Genomic DNA, 15379 nt, shown 5'->3' on the forward strand with positions numbered 1-15379 from the left:
GGACGCCTTCGCGAGCAAGCTCGCTCCCACAGGGATTTTCGTTGTTATCAGGAGTGCAAGGGAAGTTTCAGTTCAGCACACAACCCGCCCCCCTCGCGGTTGCTCAAAGTCAGCGAACCACCGAGCGCCATGGCCAGTTGCTGGGCGATGGCCAGTCCCAGCCCGGTGCCGCCGGTATCGCGATTGCGCGAGTTTTCCACGCGGTAGAACGGTTGCAGCACCTGTGCCAGTTCGGCGTCGGCGATGCCCGGGCCACGGTCCATGACGGTAATCGCCAGGTTGCCTTTGTTGGCTTCCACCCAGACTTCGGCGGCGCCAGCGAATTTCAGCGCGTTGTCCGTGAGATTCACCAGCACCCGGCGCAACGCATGAGGCCGGGTATCAATGACGGCTGCACTCTTGCCGACCAGTTGCACCTGTTTGCCCATGTCCTGATAGTCGAACACCAGGCTCTCGAGGAACGAATCCATGTTGGTGCGGCGGCTTTCCTCGGTCGAGCCATGGATGCTGCGCGCATAGGCCACGCCTTCGCGCACCAGATGTTCCATCTCGCTGAGGTCATTCCACAGTTTGTCTTTCTCGACGCAATCGTCCATAAGCTCGGCGCGCAGTTTCATCCGCGTGATCGGCGTTTGCAGATCATGGGAAATCGCCGCCAGCAGTTGCATGCGTTCTTTGAGGTAGGCGGCGATGCGCGCTTGCATCGTGTTGAACGCCCGCGCCGCGTAGACCACTTCGTTCGGGCCGCTTTCGTCGAGGTTGATCGGGTGGGCGTTGGGGTCGAGGGTTTCCACGGCGTCGGCCAGCCGGGTCAAGGGGCGGACCGCAATGCGCACGGCCAGCCAGCTACAGGCGAGCATCAGCGCCAGTTGGCCGAGCAGGACCGCCGGCAACCACGGTGACAACGGGACCATGGCGGGACGCACGTCGATGGTCACCGGGCTGCCGTCACTCAGGCGCAGATGGCCCTGAAAATGTTTCTTTGGCCCGGGAATGTCGGTGAAGGTCAGCGGATAGCGTTCACCGATGGCTTCGGTGATCGAGGTGACAGCCACCGGCACATCACTGGCCTCGATCGGCGTGCCCGGTTCGCCTTCGCTCAGCAGGTAGCCATAATTTTTTCGCGCCAGACGCTCAAGCCAGGCAGGGCGCTCTTCTGCAGGCAGGCGATCGAGGATCGCAATCGAGGTCGACACGTCGGTTTCCAGATTGCCGAGCATGGTGTTCTTGGCGCTTTGGTAACGCTCGTAATACTGCGCACCGAACGACAGCGCTTGGGCGAGCAGCAGGCCGATCAGGAAAATCAGCGAAAGGCGCGAGGCGAGGGTGCGCGGCCAGTGCAGATTGATGCTCATGCCGGGGCACCGAGAATCTCGACCAGCAGCGAGAACACGTAACCTTCACTGCGCACGGTCTTGATGTAGGCCGGCTCGCGCGCATCATCGAGCAGACGCTGACGCAAACGGCTGACCAGCAAATCGATCGAGCGGTCGAACAGATCGGCATCACGGCCCTGGGTCAGATTGAGCAGTTGATCGCGGCTGAGCACCCGTTGCGGGTGGTCGAGAAAGACCCGCAGCAATCGATACTCGGCGCCGCTGAGGGCGACCATGGTGCCGTCCTTGTCGAGCAGGTGACGGGCCGAGGTGTCCAGTTGCCAACGGCCGAAAGCCAGCAAGCGACCGGCCTCGGTGACCACCAGATTCGGCGGCAGCATCCGCGTGCGGCGCAGCACGGCGTTGATCCGCGCGAGCAATTCGCGGGCGGCGAACGGTTTGGTCAGGTAATCGTCGGCGCCCATTTCCAGGCCGATGATGCGGTCGGTTTCGTCGTTGCGCGCGGTCAGCATCAACACTGGCGTGGCCTTGTGTTTGCCCACCCGCAGTTCGCGGCACAGCTGCAGGCCATCGTCGCCGGGCATCATGATATCGAGCACGATCAGGTCGACGGTGTTGGCTTCGAGAAAACTGCGCATCTGCCGGCCATCGGCGACCACCGTGGTGCGCAGACCGTTTTTCTTCAGGTAGTTGCCTACCAGTTCACGGATCTCGCGGTCGTCGTCGACGATGAGAATGTGATCGACATGATCCATCGGTTCAAGCCTCAGTCAGAAGGGGAATCCCGTGCAGTCTATAGAGCCTTCAATGGCTCGCCTGCCTGCCTTTGTATTGCAGTGTATCTGCCGCGTTCACGGATACACGGGGACGCAAAAACGCGATTTTCACAGGGTTTTGTATCGCTGTGTATCCCCCGCTGGCAGGGATACACAGCGATTGAAACGCGCTTGTTCCTGACACAGACGCGATACCTCGCGAGCCTCAAATAGGCTCCATCGAGGCCCACACAGATCGCCTCGGCTCAAACCCACTGAAGCCTTGAGGAACACGCCATGAACAACAAATCCGTAATCGCCGCCTGCCTGTTTGCCGCCCTGAACATCTGCACGCTGTCGGCCCGTGCCGAAGCCGCTGTCACCCCGCAAACCTACACCTACGGCACCCACCTGGATATCCAGAAAGTGCTCTCGCTGAAACAGGACAACTCGGTGAATTGCGGGATTGTCGAGGCGCGCATGACCTACCTCGATTCGGCCGGTCAGACCCGCGTACTCGATTACAGCAAATTCGCCGACGGCTGCAACAACGACAACTAAGCCATCACTCTTTATAGAAGGAAACAGCCATGAACAACGTATCGCGTTTTTTGACCGCCATCGCCTTCTCCCTGGCTGGCGTTGCAGCCCATGCAAACGCTGCGGTTGAACAGCATAGCTGCCACAGCGGCACCTGCTTCCAGCTGACGCCGGTGGCCAAGCAGGGCAGCGACGGCCTGATTGCAGCGGACGGCGCCAGCCGCACGCCGCAGGGCCAGATGTTTGCAGCGGACGGCTCCAGCCGCACGCCGCAGGGCCAGATGTTTGCAGCGGACGGCGCCAGTCGCACACCGCAAGGCCAGATGTTTGCCGAGAACGGCGCCAGCCGTACGCCGCAGAGCCATTGGCTGGAAAGCCAGAACGTCTGAATGGCTCGTCACATTCATTGATCAAGGGTGACTCACTATGTACCTCATCGCATTCCTCGGCGGTCTGCTGACCGTGCTCAGCCCCTGCATCCTGCCGGTGGTCCCGTTTCTGTTTGCCGGCGCCCAGCGTAGCCGCGCTTCGATAATGCTGACCCTCGGCGGCATGGCCCTGACCTTCGCGCTGATCTCCAGCCTGGCGGTGGTCAGCAGTGAATGGGTGATTCAAGCCAGCAACAGCGGACGTTACGTCGCGCTGATCGTGATGAGCGTGTTCGCCCTGTCGCTGATCTCGGCGCGTATCGGCGACTGGCTGACACGTCCCTTCGTGATGCTGGGCAATCGTCTCGACCCGGATACCCGGAAAAAGGCCGGGCCGTTGAGTTCGATCATGCTCGGCGTGGCCACGGGGCTGCTGTGGGCACCGTGCGCCGGGCCGATTCTCGGCGTGATCCTCACCGGTGCCATGCTGCAAGGCGCCAACGCGCAGACCAGCCTGTTGCTGCTGGCGTACGGCGCCGGCAGTGCATTGTCGCTGGGCACGTTGATCTTCACCGGACGCGGCTTGGTCAATCGCCTGAAACCGTCGATCCCGTTCACCGGTTGGTTGCGTCGTGGTGCCGGGGTTGCGGTATTGGCAACGGCGGCGGTGATTGCCACCGGCTTCGATAAAACCTTGCTGGCGAAGACCTCCTCTGAAGGCGTCGCCAGCGTCGAAAAAAGCGTGTTGGAAAACGTACCGAAAGTGGTCGACTACTTCATCAGCAAAGTCCGCGCGGACTCGCCGATGGAGGAGGGCAAAGGCGCGATGCCGTCACTGGCCGGCGCGGTGCAATGGCTGAACTCGCCCGAACTGAGCGCAGAATCCCTGCGCGGCAAAGTGGTACTGGTGGACTTCTGGACCTACGACTGCATCAACTGCCAGCACACCCTGCCGTACGTCAAAGACTGGGCGAAGAAGTACGAAAAGGATGGCCTGGTGGTGATCGGCGTCCACACCCCGGAATACGGTTATGAGCGGATTATCGACAACGTCAAGGATCAGGTGAAAAAGCTCGGCATCACCTACCCGGTGGCCATCGACAACAACTACGCGATCTGGCGCAACTTCGACAATCAGGACTGGCCGGCGCATTACCTGATCGACGCCAAGGGGCAGGTGCGTTACAGCCACTTCGGCGAAGGTCGCTACGAAACGCAGGAGCAGATGATCCAGCAGTTGCTGAAGGAGGCGAAGGCGCCTGCCGCTTGATCAACAGAACCAATGGCTCATAGGTCGCGAACCATGAGCCATTGTTCGTTGTCCCAGGCGCGAAAGCGCTTCAGGATTTGCCAGCCGCGCTTGGCGTAGTAGTCCTGCTTGCTTTGCGTATGCAGGTACAAACGCGCAAAGCCGCAGTCTTTCGCCTCCTGACAAATCCCTGCAATCAAGCGTTCCGCCAATCCTTGCCCGCGTGCGTCAGGGTTGACGAAAACGCAGGCCAGCCAAGGCCCGAGATCAGGGCGCAGGGCGAGGTCATCGCGTGCCAGTGCCGCGCCGCCGAGCAGACGCTCACCGTCCATTGCGATCAGGCAGGACCAATTGCCATTGCTTTGGCCTTCGGCAAATTCACGTTGCCATTCGGCCAGCGGTTGGTCGATGTATTCGTAGGGGAATTGCTGGTGAATCCACTCGGCATAACGGTCGCTGTGGTGCATGTGATGCGCCAGCCAATCAATTTGCAGTGCCATCGGTCGAGTCCGTTCCAGAAGCGAGCGTGCATCAGAAACCAATCGCCGAAGCATGGCAATCCTCAAGGTGTTCCAGACGCTTTACAGATTTCCACCGCTCATCGGCAAACCCCCGGTTTTACTGGCTTGCCAGACGATCGGCAAGGACGCCGATCAGCCGCGGCGCGATAGTGAACGAGCAGGGACACTGCCGGCCCTGTCACATAACAAGAACGCGAGGTTGCCATGCCGAAATTCGTGATTGAACGCGAGATTCCAGGAGCCGGAAAGCTGTCGGAAGCAGAACTCAAAGCCGTGTCGCAAACGTCCTGTGACGTGTTGCGCGAGCTCGGCCCGCAGGTGCAGTGGCTGCAGAGTTACGTCACCGCAGACAAAATCTATTGCGTGTACATCGCGCCTGACGAAGAGCAGGTGCGCGAACATGCCAGGCTCGGTGGTTTTCCTGCCAACAGTGTGGCGCGGGTGATGACTGTCATCGACCCCACCACTGCCGAATGATCACCGACCCACGTGTAGCGGAGCTCACTGTCATGAGTACCCCGATAGATCTGACTGCCTTGAAAGAACGCCAGAAAGTCGCCTGGGCCAGTGGCGATTACGCCGTGATCGGCACCACCCTGCAAATCGTCGGCGAAAACCTCGCTGAAGCCTGTGATTTGCGTTGCGATGAGGAGGTGCTGGATGTCGCCGCCGGCAACGGAAATGCAACGCTGGCGGCGGCGCGGCGTGGTTGTCTGGTCACCTCGACCGACTATGTCGCGGCATTGCTTGAACGCGGTCAGGATCGCGCACGGGCAGAGCATCTGGAAGTGACGTTTCAGGTCGCCGATGCCGAGGCACTGCCGTTCGCCGATGAGAGTTACGACGCGGTACTGTCGACCTTTGGCGTGATGTTCGCGCCGGACCAGGACAAGGCTGCCGCCGAACTGGGCCGGGTGTGTCGCCGTGGCGGGCGGATCGGCCTGGCCAACTGGACGCCGGAAGGTTTCGTTGGCCAGATGTTCAAGACTTTGGGCCGGCATCTGCCACCCCCGGCAGGCGCACAGCCGCCCTCGAATTGGGGCTCCGATGCATGGCTGCACAAGCATTTCGATGACCGTGATTTTCTGCTTCGGGTGACACGGCGCGAGTTCAATTTTCGCTATCGCTCGGCCGCGCATTTCATCGACATTTTCCGCCATTGGTACGGGCCGGTGCACAAGGCTTTCGCCGCATTGCCGCCGGAGAGCGGGCAGGCGCTGGAGAGTGATCTGGCTGATTTGCTCAATCGGTTGAATCGGGCGGGGGAGAGTTCGCTGGTGGTGCCGAGTGAATATCTGGAGGTGGTGATCACTAAACGCTGAGTCACACACTATTTTAAAATTTGTGGTGATCCCCCTGTGGGAGCGAGCTTGCTCGCGAAAGCGCTGTGTCATTCAACACAGATGTTGTCTGACACTCCGTCTTCGCGAGCAAGCTCGCTCCCACAAGGGTAAATGTAGCTGGGGCGCAATGCCTATTTCACCTGCGGCCGATCAAACCATTCCAGCGCCGTGCGCCAGATGCAGATCCCCAGAAAGTACGCCGACATCAGCAACCACAAACCCATCACCAACGGGTTGATCACCGGATGGTTGAGTACCAGCGACAGGCTGCACAGCAGCCAGATCGCCGTCACCGCAATGTTGATCGGCATGAACCGGCGCACACGGAACGGGTGCAAAAACTTCATCCGGGTCACGGTCAGCAACGCCAAGCCAATCACCGTCAGGAACGTAATCCACGGCCCCGGACCGATGATGTACAGACACAGCGCGACCACATTCCACGCCGCTGGAAACCCGACAAAGTAGTTGTCCTTGCTCTTCATGTTGACGTTGCAGAAGCAGAACAGCGACGACACCAGAATCAGCGACACGGTCAGCAGCAGGGTGTAGTCGGGCAACGGAATGTAGCGATAGATGAACAGCGCCGGAATGAATACATAGGTCAGGTAATCGATCACCAGATCAAGGATAGAACCGTCAAAGCTCGGCAGCACCGATTGCACATTGACCTTGCGCGCCAGTGCGCCGTCGAGGCCGTCGACAATCAGCGCCACGCCCAGCCACATCAGACAATGGGTCGGCTGGTTTTCCAACAGGGCGAGGGTGGCCAGAAAAGCGGTGACCACGCCAGTCGCGGTAAAACCATGGGCGCCCCATGCTTTGAGCCTGGCGATGTGTACGGTCGATATCACGGGGGCGTTCTCCAGAAAGTCAAGCAAGCCGGGTATCACCCTCGGGTAGCAGGGCGCCGGCAAACCGGGTCGGGGTTGCAGCTATCGACCGGTCTGGCCGGGATAAGGTTCACCATTGATCAATCTTAGCTGGCCGGCGAAAAAATACGCGGGCGAAATCCGCCAGGGCTTCGAGCATCAGCCAAACGGTGCTGGCGCTAAGGCCGCACGGGTCTATCGTTGCCAGACGAAGTTACTGCCAATGCTTGAGGATGACGTCATGAACACCAGCGATTTGCTCGAACAACTGCTGCGAGGCCAGGCCTCGGCAGGTCAACAATCTTCAGCGTCTGCCGGTGCGGGCCTGGGCGGCCTCGGTGGCTTGCTGGGCGGCCTGCTCGGTGGTGCGGATTCCACCGGCACACGCGGTGGCTCCGCAGCCGGAGGGCTGGGTGGCTTAGGTGGCTTGCTCGGTGGTTTGCTCGGCGGCGGCGCCGGTGGCGGCCTGGGCGGCGCACTGGGTGGAGCGCTGGGCGGCGGGGGCGGCACGCAAAGTCGTTCCGGTGGTACCAATTATGCGGCGCTGGCATCGCTGGGGATGATGGCGTTCCAGGCGTATCAGGCTTGGCAACGCAGCCAGGCCAGTTCGGCAGCGCAACAAACGCCGCAAACGGCTAACCTCCTGGCCGGGCCGGAGATTGAGGAACACAGCCATGCGGTGCTGCGCGCGTTGATCGCGGCGGCCAAGGCTGACGGTGAGATCGACGCCCGGGAGCAACAGATGATCAGTGGGGAAATCACCAAACACACCGACGATCCACAATTGCAGCAATGGTTTGACGAAGAAGTCGCGAAACCGCTGGACGCGCACGAAGTCGCGCAGGCGGCCAAAGACGATCCAGCCATGGCCGCTGAAATGTATCTGGTCAGCGTGATGCTGGTGGATGATCAGCAGGACGCCGAGCGCAGTTATCTGGATGAACTGGCGGCAGCATTGCAGATCGACCCCGATTTGCAGGTGCATCTGGAGCAGCAAGCCAAGGGCCAAGCATAGAAAGTCCACACCGGTCATGTTGGTTACCGGATGTGTCCTACGTAAATAAGGGAATCAGCCGACTGCGGCTATCCGTAGAGCCAAGCAAAGTCCTGTGTCTTAACCAGACACAAGGAAATGCGGATGCTCACGGTTGGCTCGTCAGTCGCTTGCAGATTCGAAATCGAGAGAATTTTCCACCCATTTCAGATACTCGGATTCCGGGTCAGGAGGGTGCGCAGCCTTATTGATCTGACTCAGCAACATCCCGCCCTCGATTTCACTCGCGGCCCGCACCGTCTTATGGGCGAGGCCGCACAAGCATGAGCGCGTTGACTTCTTTTCCAGAGGGTTTGCCTTGGGGCGAGCAGCAGGCCTGTGTACTGCTGGACGGCGCGACGATCATCGATTTGCCGCAGCGTCTGAAACAGATCAGCCCGACGGCCAGCACCCTTGCCCTCTACGACCAACCGCCATTCTCAACATTGCGCGATATCTCGCCGTTGCTGGTGGCGATCGAGCAACCGAACGATCCATTGGCGCAGTTCTATCTGCACAGCGCGCGGGAGGAGTGGGGCGTGTTGTTGTTCAGTGCTGCGCCGCTGCACGGCGTCGCCGAACACCTGCGCAAACTGCTGGTCGTCGAGTTACCCGCCGGGCAATCGGCGTTTTTGCGCATGGCCGATGCGGCGGTGGCGCATGCGTTGTTCACCCATGCCGATCAGCGTTTGTTCGGGCCTTTGGCCTGCGTGGTGACGGCGGACTGCGTCAATGATCTTTGGCACAGTCATCGACCTCGGCTGGCCGAGTGTCCGGCGCTTGCCGTGCCGTATCGCCTTGATCCTGAGCTGAGCGCGGCACTGGATCAGGTTGACCGGCGTCGAGTGTTGCTTGATCTCGATGCGCATCTGTCAAAGCACTTTCGCGAATTCCATGTCGGGGAAACGTTGGGCCAGCGCTGGCCATTGCTGGATCTTATGGAAACCCAAGCCAGTGCACTTGGCTTGAGCTGTCAGTCCGAGTTGTTCAACTACGCCAACCTGACGGCGTTGCTCGACGGCAGCGATATCGGCCAACACCCGCAAATCCATCACTTGCTCCACAACCCCTCGCTGCAATCACCCGGCGAGCGTGTCGCGCTGGCGGTTGATCTGGCAGAACGCTGGGCCAGCCAAAGGGTGAAACCGTGACCCATCCTGCGATTCTTGATGCTGCCGCTGCCTCAAAAAAGCCGTTTGGCTCTCTGGATTTTTGCCCGCTGCGGCAAACCCACGTGCAACTGTTGCCGTTGGCCTATGGCCTGGTGGAACGACCGCACGACCCGGCCGCCGAATTGACGCTGCCGTATACCTTGACCGCCCGGCCAATGGGCATTCGCCGGTTGCGCGATGGCTGGCTGTACATCATCGACAGCCTCGGTGGCGAGTTGTACGAATATCGCGTACTCGACGGCATCGTCACCGCGCTGCTGCACCAAGGTAAAACCGTTACTGAGGATCAGCGCGCGGCCATCGAAGAACGCCCGGCGTTGATCTTTTCGCGCAAGAGCACGCTGTACGTGACGTTTGCCGAGGTGCAGTTGACGGCTGCGAAATGCCGGCAGGTGCTGGACAGCAGCGAGGAGCGCGAGCACTTCATGCAGGCGGTCGATCTGGGGCCGGTCAATTGCCTGGTTGGCGGCGAGCACTTGTTGACCGTCGAGCAGACCCGGCGATGGCTGGCGGAGGTGGCGGTGGGGGCTGAACCGGTTGCCGAGACCGATGCGACGCGAATGCCAGCGGTGCAGGTCAGCGATGCGCCGGAGCACGAGCGCGAACCGTATCTGTGGGAACAGCCGCGACGCTTTCGCGAGGCACACATCGGCGAATTTCTCGGTCGGGTGCGCGGGCCGTATCAGGACGACACGCTGTTTCTGCTGGTCAATGATGACTTGGGGGTGATGCGTGATCTGGCCGAGTATCAGGACACAGCCGTTGGCTGGGTCGAAGAGTGGAGCAACAGCGGCAACAATGAACGTGATTATCTGCTGGCCAGTTACATCGAGTCCCTGAGCCAGCTCGGCAGCGAAGATTTCGACAGTCTGGCCAAGGCCAGTGACGATCCGCAGGCCAAGGCGTTTTATGCCGAGCTGGAGCAACTGCCCGAGCCGGATCGGGAAAATACCCGCAAGGCGTTGCTTGAGTATTTGAACAAGGGCGGCACGGTTGAACCTGCTTCTGCGGAAGTATCGCCAGAGCTTTCGCAACTTCGCGAAAAAGCCCTTGATGATGCGTTGGCGTTAAATCGATTCGATGGTTTAGCGCCGGACGCCAAGGCTTATGGTCGCGCTACCGCCGAGGCGGATCGACGTTTTTATACGCGCGAGTATTTTGCCGAAGTCGCCCCGCGAGACTTTGTCGAACGGCACCTTTCGACACTGGTCGACCTCGGCAAGGATCAGGATCGGCGCATGCGCGACGTGCTCGACGGGCCGATCCTCAGCGGCAAACGCGGCATCAACGACCTGATCGACCGCCCGGCGATGGACGAAGTCCTCAACCGTCATCGCGACAACCTCGGCCGCTGGAACCGCTTGCTCGAACGCATCACCGCCGACCGCACGCAACTGCTGATCGCCGGGCGCTTCCATCGTTCGGCGTGGTACTTCGACGCACAAGTCGCGGCGCAGATCGGCCAGGCCCTTAGCACCGAATACGCCTGCCTCAAGGACCTCTGCCGCAGCGACGCGGCCAGCGAAGAGATGCTCGGCTATCTGGAGCTGCATCCAGAACTGACCCGCATGTTGTTCTACACCTTGCCGCTGCGCCTGCAAACCCAGCAAGCCGGGCAGTATTCGCCACTGTTCAACGCCGGCATGGCGATGTTCAACAACCTGCCAGACTGGCTGGCGAAACTGAAGAACATCGAACAGCCGCAGCTGCCGGCACTCGACGATTTTCCCGCACACACCCGCACCATCGCCGAGGCGGTGCAGGACACCTACAGCCCGGCGCTGAACCTTGGGCTGAACCGCGTGCTGGAAGGCTTCGACCTGTCGGGCGAGAAAATCCCCGAGCTGGATGAACTGTTCCAGCGCCTGCCCAAAGGCCTGAAATTACGCTTGTTCGACGCGGCAAAAACCAGCGGTGTGACCTTCACCGTCGCCAGCCCGGCGGAACAGACCGCGTTGCAAGGCGCGATCAAGGAATTGCTCAGAGAACGCGAATACCTGAAAGCCCTCAACCGCGAACGCAACCAGCTCACCCACAACAAAAATCGCCAGGGCCACAAAACGGCGCGGGCGGTGGAATTACAGGAAGAAATCGTGCGGGTGCGGGCGCAATTGGCGCTGTTCGAAGGACGTTTGGCAGCGGCGTTGAGCCCGATTGAGGAACTGCCGGATCGCTCGGCGCGGTTGTATGGCGCAACGCCTGCAAGAGCGGGGGTGACGGTGGTGTTTCCGCCGGCGCAACAGGGGGAATTAAGGAGTTTGTTGGGCAATATTCGGTTGGGCGTGAGTGGGGTGTCGGCGGGGAGTTTGGTGAGGGCGGAAGGGATGGGGCTGGTGGTGGTTTTGGTGCAGGTGGTGAATTTGGTTGGGGCGTATCGGGAGTTGATGAAGCAGACCCGAGACAAGAAGAAGCGGGCGGACTTTCTCTCTGCTTTGGCTGCAACGGGTGCGGCCGGGTTTACAGCGGCGCAGGGGCTTGCGGATAACGCGTTGAAGGCTCGTGGAACAGCGCTAACAGTTGCGCTTCAACCTCAAGCGTTACAGCACGTGCATGTGCAAATGGGCAAGTTGCATATTGGGTTGGGCATCTTCACATACGGTTTGGGCCTTAGAGTCGCTTTGGCCAGTTTCAACAGTCAAAACCAAAATTGGCAGGAGGCAGTTCGCAGTGGAAATCAAGCGGCTCAAAGTGCAGGCGCGCTAGGCACACTAGGTGCTGGCGGAATAACTGCGGTAAACGCTTATGGCTTAAGCAATACCTTGCATGCGGGTTACACCGTATTCACCGCACCAAGCCGGGCTGCGCGAACAGTCGCTTGGGCCGCCGCAGGCAGGCGCCTTTCCACTGTTTTTTTCCGTTTCAACCTGGCGGGAGCGTTATTCACCGTTTTGGAGTTCAGTGGCACCTGGCTGTTCAACCGCTACAACCTCAGCGCGCACGATAAATGGCTGAAAATCACACCCTGGAGTCATGATGCGGAGATGCGCGGTGATCACACGCTGGAGGATTATCAAAATTATCTGGCCTTTTTAATCCATGCGCCTTACGCGCAACTTGGCCCAAATCCATACGACTCCTGGCTGAAAAGTCTGTTGTTCAAAGCCAAGCCCAGCGATATCCATCTGGTCTTACCCAGACTGACATTGGAAAACCTTCTACCTCCCTTGGGTGGTAAGCCGACACACCGACTGGGCATTGGCGCACACCGTATTTCCATACCCCTCCACAGTCGAGGCGCGCCGCGAGAGCGCAAAGACGTGCTTAGCGACGAGGTTTTAAGCAGCCTGCGAATCGTCAAGTCATCGCCAGAAGGGTTGGTGCTCTGCCTCCAATATCCGGTTGATCACAGCGCCGAGTACACGCCAGCAAAAGAAACGCTGGAATTGGCCGTATGCGTTCAAAACTTGAACGACAAAGGTGAGTGGGCGTCGCGAACCCGTGTCATACATATTGACCCGCAGGGTGACGGGCATTTTGCGGTGATTGCTCCTCAGCGGGTCAAAGGGAATCCGCCCATGTTGCTAGTCGAAACCCAGTTTCTGGAGCAAGCCGATCATGGCGAATAAGCACGATCAATCCACCGGTGCTGTATGGGTTGAACAACCGCGAAAAGCCGGAGATATAGAACCGTTTCCGAGCGGCAAAACTACCTATCTCGCGCCGCTTCCGCTGCCAACTTCAATTCCACCGTACGGGCCGCATATTGGTGAGCTGAATGACGGTTTTATGGACTTTGGGTTGGGATCACCGCAAGTATTCATGTGGCAAATGACTTTAGGCGGGCCAGTCAGCTTATCTTTCATGGTCGTATTTTTGTTCCCGCTAATTACCGGACTGATGGGGATTATTTTTGGGTATGGACAGGAGGCTATATGGGAGTCAATGGTGGGCATGTTCGAAACAGGCTATGAGAACTCGGTAATTGTCGACCCGCTTATTTTGCTCATCGGCCTCGCCGTCTGGCACCACAACCACAAAAAACGCGCCCACATCATCCCAACCCGCTTCAACCGCCAACGCCGCGAAGTCTGCTTCATGCCCGAAGGCGAAACCGAACCCGTCTTCGTTCCATGGGAATCTCTTTCCGCCTGGATCATCGAAGCCCAAGGCGCGACCCAATACGGCATCCACCGCCAATACGGCATGGGCATCGGCTTCTACCACGGCGAAACCCTCATCAGCCTCGAATTCCAATGCGCCGGCCTGCCCTTCGCGATCAGCCACTGGGAAGCGATTCGCGGTTACATGGAATACGAAGTCAACGACCTCAAATCCATACAGGACCTGCAAGACCTGCAAGGCCCGGACGACCCACCCCACGAAGGCCTTCACACTTTTCGCAATGCTCGCACGCGCATGCACCAGCAAATCCGCGAAGGCACACGAACAAGACTGTCGGGCTTCTTCTGGTACCTGTACCACGTCATGACCTTGTGGACGATTCCCAACCACCTCGTCGAATGGGAAGTGCGTCGTCTCGAAAGAATCGGCAAGCAAGCATTGCCCGACGTCATGCGCGAATGGTCGGAACCATTGCCGGAGGATCAATGGGCCAAACCGAGCGAGGAATTGCTGCGACTGAGCGAACAAGTACGGCAAATGCAAAAACGCCAGCCGCATCGGCCGATCACCGAGATCTTTGCGCAGGTACAACGAGGCAGGTGAATCCGCGGGCTTTGCGCGCTGGGGCAGAAGCCCACCGTCCGTCCGGGCAAATTTCACGTCGATTGAATTTTTCGCAGGTCCTGCCTCTCTGCTGCTGTAGAGGCGTGTGTAACAGCGTCCTGCCAACCGACCGAGAATTTTGCCATGACTGTCCTGACACACCTGCAAGCTGCGCCTGCTCAACCGCAACTGATGAACGCCGCCGGGAACATCCGCCAGGTCTATGAAGCATTGTTGCGCGATGACAATCCCCAAGAGCTTGCGCAGGCGTTTTTGCAGGAGCAACTGCAACACGCCGCGCCACTCACCGATTCCCTGCCCGAAGATCCCACCACGTGGCACGCCTGGGTGGCCGAGCATTGCGCTAATGTCGCCCGGCAATACGCCGACTATCTGCAACAACGCAAGGCCGGTGGGCCACGGCAATTTTTCCGTGGCAAGGCGCAAGCGCTGTATTTCCTGCAAGCGGTGGCGCCGACCAAACTGGTCGATGGCGCCTGGCTCTCTGGGCTGTTGCCGCGCTGGCAGGACCCGCGTTTCCAAGGCTTGTTGCGGACCTTTCTGGAAGAGCTGGGCGATGGCAATCCGGCACAGAATCACGTGGTGATTTACCGCAAACTGCTCGCCGAGCACGATTTGCAGGACAACAGCGCCATCGACGATGAACGCTACCTGCAAGGCGCGATACAACTGGCCCTCGGTGTCTGTGGCGCCGATTACTTGCCCGAGGTGATCGGTTATAACCTCGGCTATGAACAACTGCCGTTGCACTTGCTGATCAGCAGTTACGAACTCAGTGAGCTGGGTATCGATCCGTACTATTTCACCCTGCACGTGACCATCGACAACGCCAGTACAGGCCATGCGCAAAAGGCCGTGCAGGCAGCGCTCGATCTGCTGCCGCTTGAGGCTGATCGCGGCGAGTTTCTGCGTCGGGTGGCGCTGGGCTATCGACTCAACGATCTGGGGCAGGGCAGTCGCGCGATCATCGAAGGCTTCGACCTTGAGCGCGAGTTGCTGTCGATGCTCGAGCGCAAATGCCCATTTGCCCAGCATATGCACTCCGATTACTGCCGCTTCGAAGGGCAGACCGTCAATCAGTGGCTGGCAGCACCGGAGCAATTGCCCGGTTTTCTTCAGGCGCTGCAGAACAAAGGCTGGATCAAGCGACACGAAGATCCACAGGCCAGTCGCTTTTGGCAACTGATCGCGGGTGATGGTGCGGCAATGTTTGGCGTGTTCAATGCCTACGAAAAACAACTGGTGCACGACTGGATCGCCGGCGACTGGGCGCCGTCGGATAAAGCGAAACCCGTCCGGCGGCACAGTCAGACCACAGCAGCCATCGAGGGACTTGAACAGGACCCCGATGTTCAGGCGCTCAACGCGGCGTTGCAAGGTCAGGACGCATTGGCTCAGATGGCAATTCTGATCCCCTGGCTCGCCCCGGCCCGCCATGCACATCCAGCCGGGCTGCTCGCCACTCGGCGTTTCATCGAACTCAAATCTCGTTTGCCTTAAGGA

14 protein-coding genes are annotated in these 15379 nt (G+C 59.6%); 10 read left to right on the top strand and 4 right to left on the bottom strand.

Annotation, left to right across the window (positions count from 1 at the left end; all coding sequences use genetic code 11):
- Positions 1–47: 47 nt before the first annotated feature.
- Positions 48–1355: an ATP-binding protein gene (locus tag ACZZ0G_RS23195; RefSeq protein ID WP_463557667.1), complete on the bottom strand. Its 1308-nt coding sequence runs from the start codon at positions 1353–1355 to the stop codon at positions 48–50.
- Positions 1352–2092, bottom strand: coding sequence for a response regulator (locus ACZZ0G_RS23200; RefSeq protein WP_463557668.1), 741 nt, complete (start codon positions 2090–2092; stop codon positions 1352–1354). Before ACZZ0G_RS23200 ends, ACZZ0G_RS23195 begins: the two co-directional genes overlap by 4 nt.
- A 297-nt stretch (positions 2093–2389) precedes the next feature.
- On the opposite strand from ACZZ0G_RS23200, the gene ACZZ0G_RS23205 reads away from it, so the two are divergent.
- From ACZZ0G_RS23205 to ACZZ0G_RS23215, 3 genes are read left to right on the top strand one after another with little or no spacing between them, the layout of a single operon-like run.
- Positions 2390–2653, top strand: coding sequence for a DUF2790 domain-containing protein (locus ACZZ0G_RS23205; RefSeq protein WP_102902755.1), 264 nt, complete (start codon positions 2390–2392; stop codon positions 2651–2653).
- Positions 2654–2682: 29 nt separating this feature from the next.
- Positions 2683–3021: a hypothetical protein gene (locus ACZZ0G_RS23210; protein WP_463557669.1), complete on the top strand. Its 339-nt coding sequence runs from the start codon at positions 2683–2685 to the stop codon at positions 3019–3021.
- A gap of 37 nt (positions 3022–3058) precedes the next feature.
- Entirely contained in the window at positions 3059–4270 is a 1212-nt protein-coding gene (locus ACZZ0G_RS23215) for a cytochrome c biogenesis protein DipZ (protein WP_463557670.1), read from the top strand.
- Positions 4271–4287: 17 nt separating this feature from the next.
- Here the strand turns inward: ACZZ0G_RS23215 and ACZZ0G_RS23220 are convergent, their stop codons facing one another.
- Positions 4288–4749, bottom strand: a complete 462-nt coding sequence (locus ACZZ0G_RS23220) for a GNAT family N-acetyltransferase (RefSeq protein WP_463557671.1) — start codon at positions 4747–4749, stop codon at positions 4288–4290.
- Between the two features lie 225 nt (positions 4750–4974).
- On the opposite strand from ACZZ0G_RS23220, the gene ACZZ0G_RS23225 reads away from it, so the two are divergent.
- Together ACZZ0G_RS23225 and ACZZ0G_RS23230 are read left to right on the top strand one after the other, a co-directional pair.
- Positions 4975–5247 carry a DUF4242 domain-containing protein gene (locus tag ACZZ0G_RS23225; RefSeq protein WP_175554690.1) on the top strand — a complete coding sequence of 91 codons (273 nt, stop codon included), beginning with the start codon at positions 4975–4977 and terminating at the stop codon, positions 5245–5247.
- Between the two features lie 32 nt (positions 5248–5279).
- Positions 5280–6092, top strand: a complete 813-nt coding sequence (locus ACZZ0G_RS23230; RefSeq protein WP_463557672.1) for a class I SAM-dependent methyltransferase — start codon at positions 5280–5282, stop codon at positions 6090–6092.
- 152 nt (positions 6093–6244) lie between these two features.
- On the opposite strand, the gene pcsA is transcribed toward ACZZ0G_RS23230, so the two are convergent.
- A complete protein-coding gene (gene pcsA, locus ACZZ0G_RS23235) occupies positions 6245–6967 on the bottom strand; it encodes a phosphatidylcholine synthase (protein WP_007919592.1) in 723 nt (240 codons plus the stop codon).
- 259 nt (positions 6968–7226) lie between these two features.
- On the opposite strand from pcsA, the gene ACZZ0G_RS23240 reads away from it, so the two are divergent.
- The 5 genes from ACZZ0G_RS23240 to ACZZ0G_RS23260 all read left to right on the top strand — a co-directional run bounded on the left by ACZZ0G_RS23240 (position 7227) and on the right by ACZZ0G_RS23260 (position 15376).
- Positions 7227–8000, top strand: a complete 774-nt coding sequence (locus ACZZ0G_RS23240) for a tellurite resistance TerB family protein (protein ID WP_463558879.1) — start codon at positions 7227–7229, stop codon at positions 7998–8000.
- A 302-nt stretch (positions 8001–8302) separates the two neighbouring features.
- Positions 8303–9169: a DUF4123 domain-containing protein gene (locus ACZZ0G_RS23245; protein ID WP_463557673.1), complete on the top strand. Its 867-nt coding sequence runs from the start codon at positions 8303–8305 to the stop codon at positions 9167–9169.
- On the top strand, positions 9166–12756 hold the full coding sequence (locus ACZZ0G_RS23250) for a toxin VasX (protein ID WP_463557674.1): 3591 nt from the start codon (positions 9166–9168) through the stop codon (positions 12754–12756). The genes ACZZ0G_RS23245 and ACZZ0G_RS23250 overlap by 4 nt, the downstream gene beginning before the upstream one ends.
- Positions 12746–13855 (top strand): hypothetical protein, encoded by a 1110-nt coding sequence (locus ACZZ0G_RS23255; RefSeq protein ID WP_463557675.1) that lies wholly within the window; start codon positions 12746–12748, stop codon positions 13853–13855. Before ACZZ0G_RS23250 ends, ACZZ0G_RS23255 begins: the two co-directional genes overlap by 11 nt.
- Before the next feature lie 144 nt (positions 13856–13999).
- The gene (locus tag ACZZ0G_RS23260; protein WP_463557676.1) at positions 14000–15376 is read left to right on the top strand and encodes an iron-containing redox enzyme family protein; all 1377 of its coding nucleotides are present in this window, start codon (positions 14000–14002) and stop codon (positions 15374–15376) included.
- Positions 15377–15379: the final 3 nt, after the last annotated feature.

The sequence above is a fragment of the Pseudomonas sp. AC169 genome (genome assembly GCF_979258515.1).

What these genes read in the sequence shown, in the direction of transcription:
- ACZZ0G_RS23195 (WP_463557667.1), bottom strand. Translation starts at nt 1,355, where the DNA reads ATGAGCATCAATCTGCACTGGCCGCGCACCCTCGCCTCGCGCCTTTCG.
- ACZZ0G_RS23260 (WP_463557676.1), top strand. Translation starts at nt 14,000, where the DNA reads ATGACTGTCCTGACACACCTGCAAGCTGCGCCTGCTCAACCGCAACTG.
- ACZZ0G_RS23200 (WP_463557668.1), bottom strand. Translation starts at nt 2,092, where the DNA reads ATGGATCATGTCGATCACATTCTCATCGTCGACGACGACCGCGAGATC.
- ACZZ0G_RS23220 (WP_463557671.1), bottom strand. Translation starts at nt 4,749, where the DNA reads ATGGCACTGCAAATTGATTGGCTGGCGCATCACATGCACCACAGCGAC.
- ACZZ0G_RS23245 (WP_463557673.1), top strand. Translation starts at nt 8,303, where the DNA reads ATGAGCGCGTTGACTTCTTTTCCAGAGGGTTTGCCTTGGGGCGAGCAG.
- ACZZ0G_RS23255 (WP_463557675.1), top strand. Translation starts at nt 12,746, where the DNA reads ATGGCGAATAAGCACGATCAATCCACCGGTGCTGTATGGGTTGAACAA.
- ACZZ0G_RS23240 (WP_463558879.1), top strand. Translation starts at nt 7,227, where the DNA reads ATGAACACCAGCGATTTGCTCGAACAACTGCTGCGAGGCCAGGCCTCG.
- ACZZ0G_RS23225 (WP_175554690.1), top strand. Translation starts at nt 4,975, where the DNA reads ATGCCGAAATTCGTGATTGAACGCGAGATTCCAGGAGCCGGAAAGCTG.
- ACZZ0G_RS23215 (WP_463557670.1), top strand. Translation starts at nt 3,059, where the DNA reads ATGTACCTCATCGCATTCCTCGGCGGTCTGCTGACCGTGCTCAGCCCC.
- ACZZ0G_RS23230 (WP_463557672.1), top strand. Translation starts at nt 5,280, where the DNA reads ATGAGTACCCCGATAGATCTGACTGCCTTGAAAGAACGCCAGAAAGTC.
- ACZZ0G_RS23210 (WP_463557669.1), top strand. Translation starts at nt 2,683, where the DNA reads ATGAACAACGTATCGCGTTTTTTGACCGCCATCGCCTTCTCCCTGGCT.
- ACZZ0G_RS23205 (WP_102902755.1), top strand. Translation starts at nt 2,390, where the DNA reads ATGAACAACAAATCCGTAATCGCCGCCTGCCTGTTTGCCGCCCTGAAC.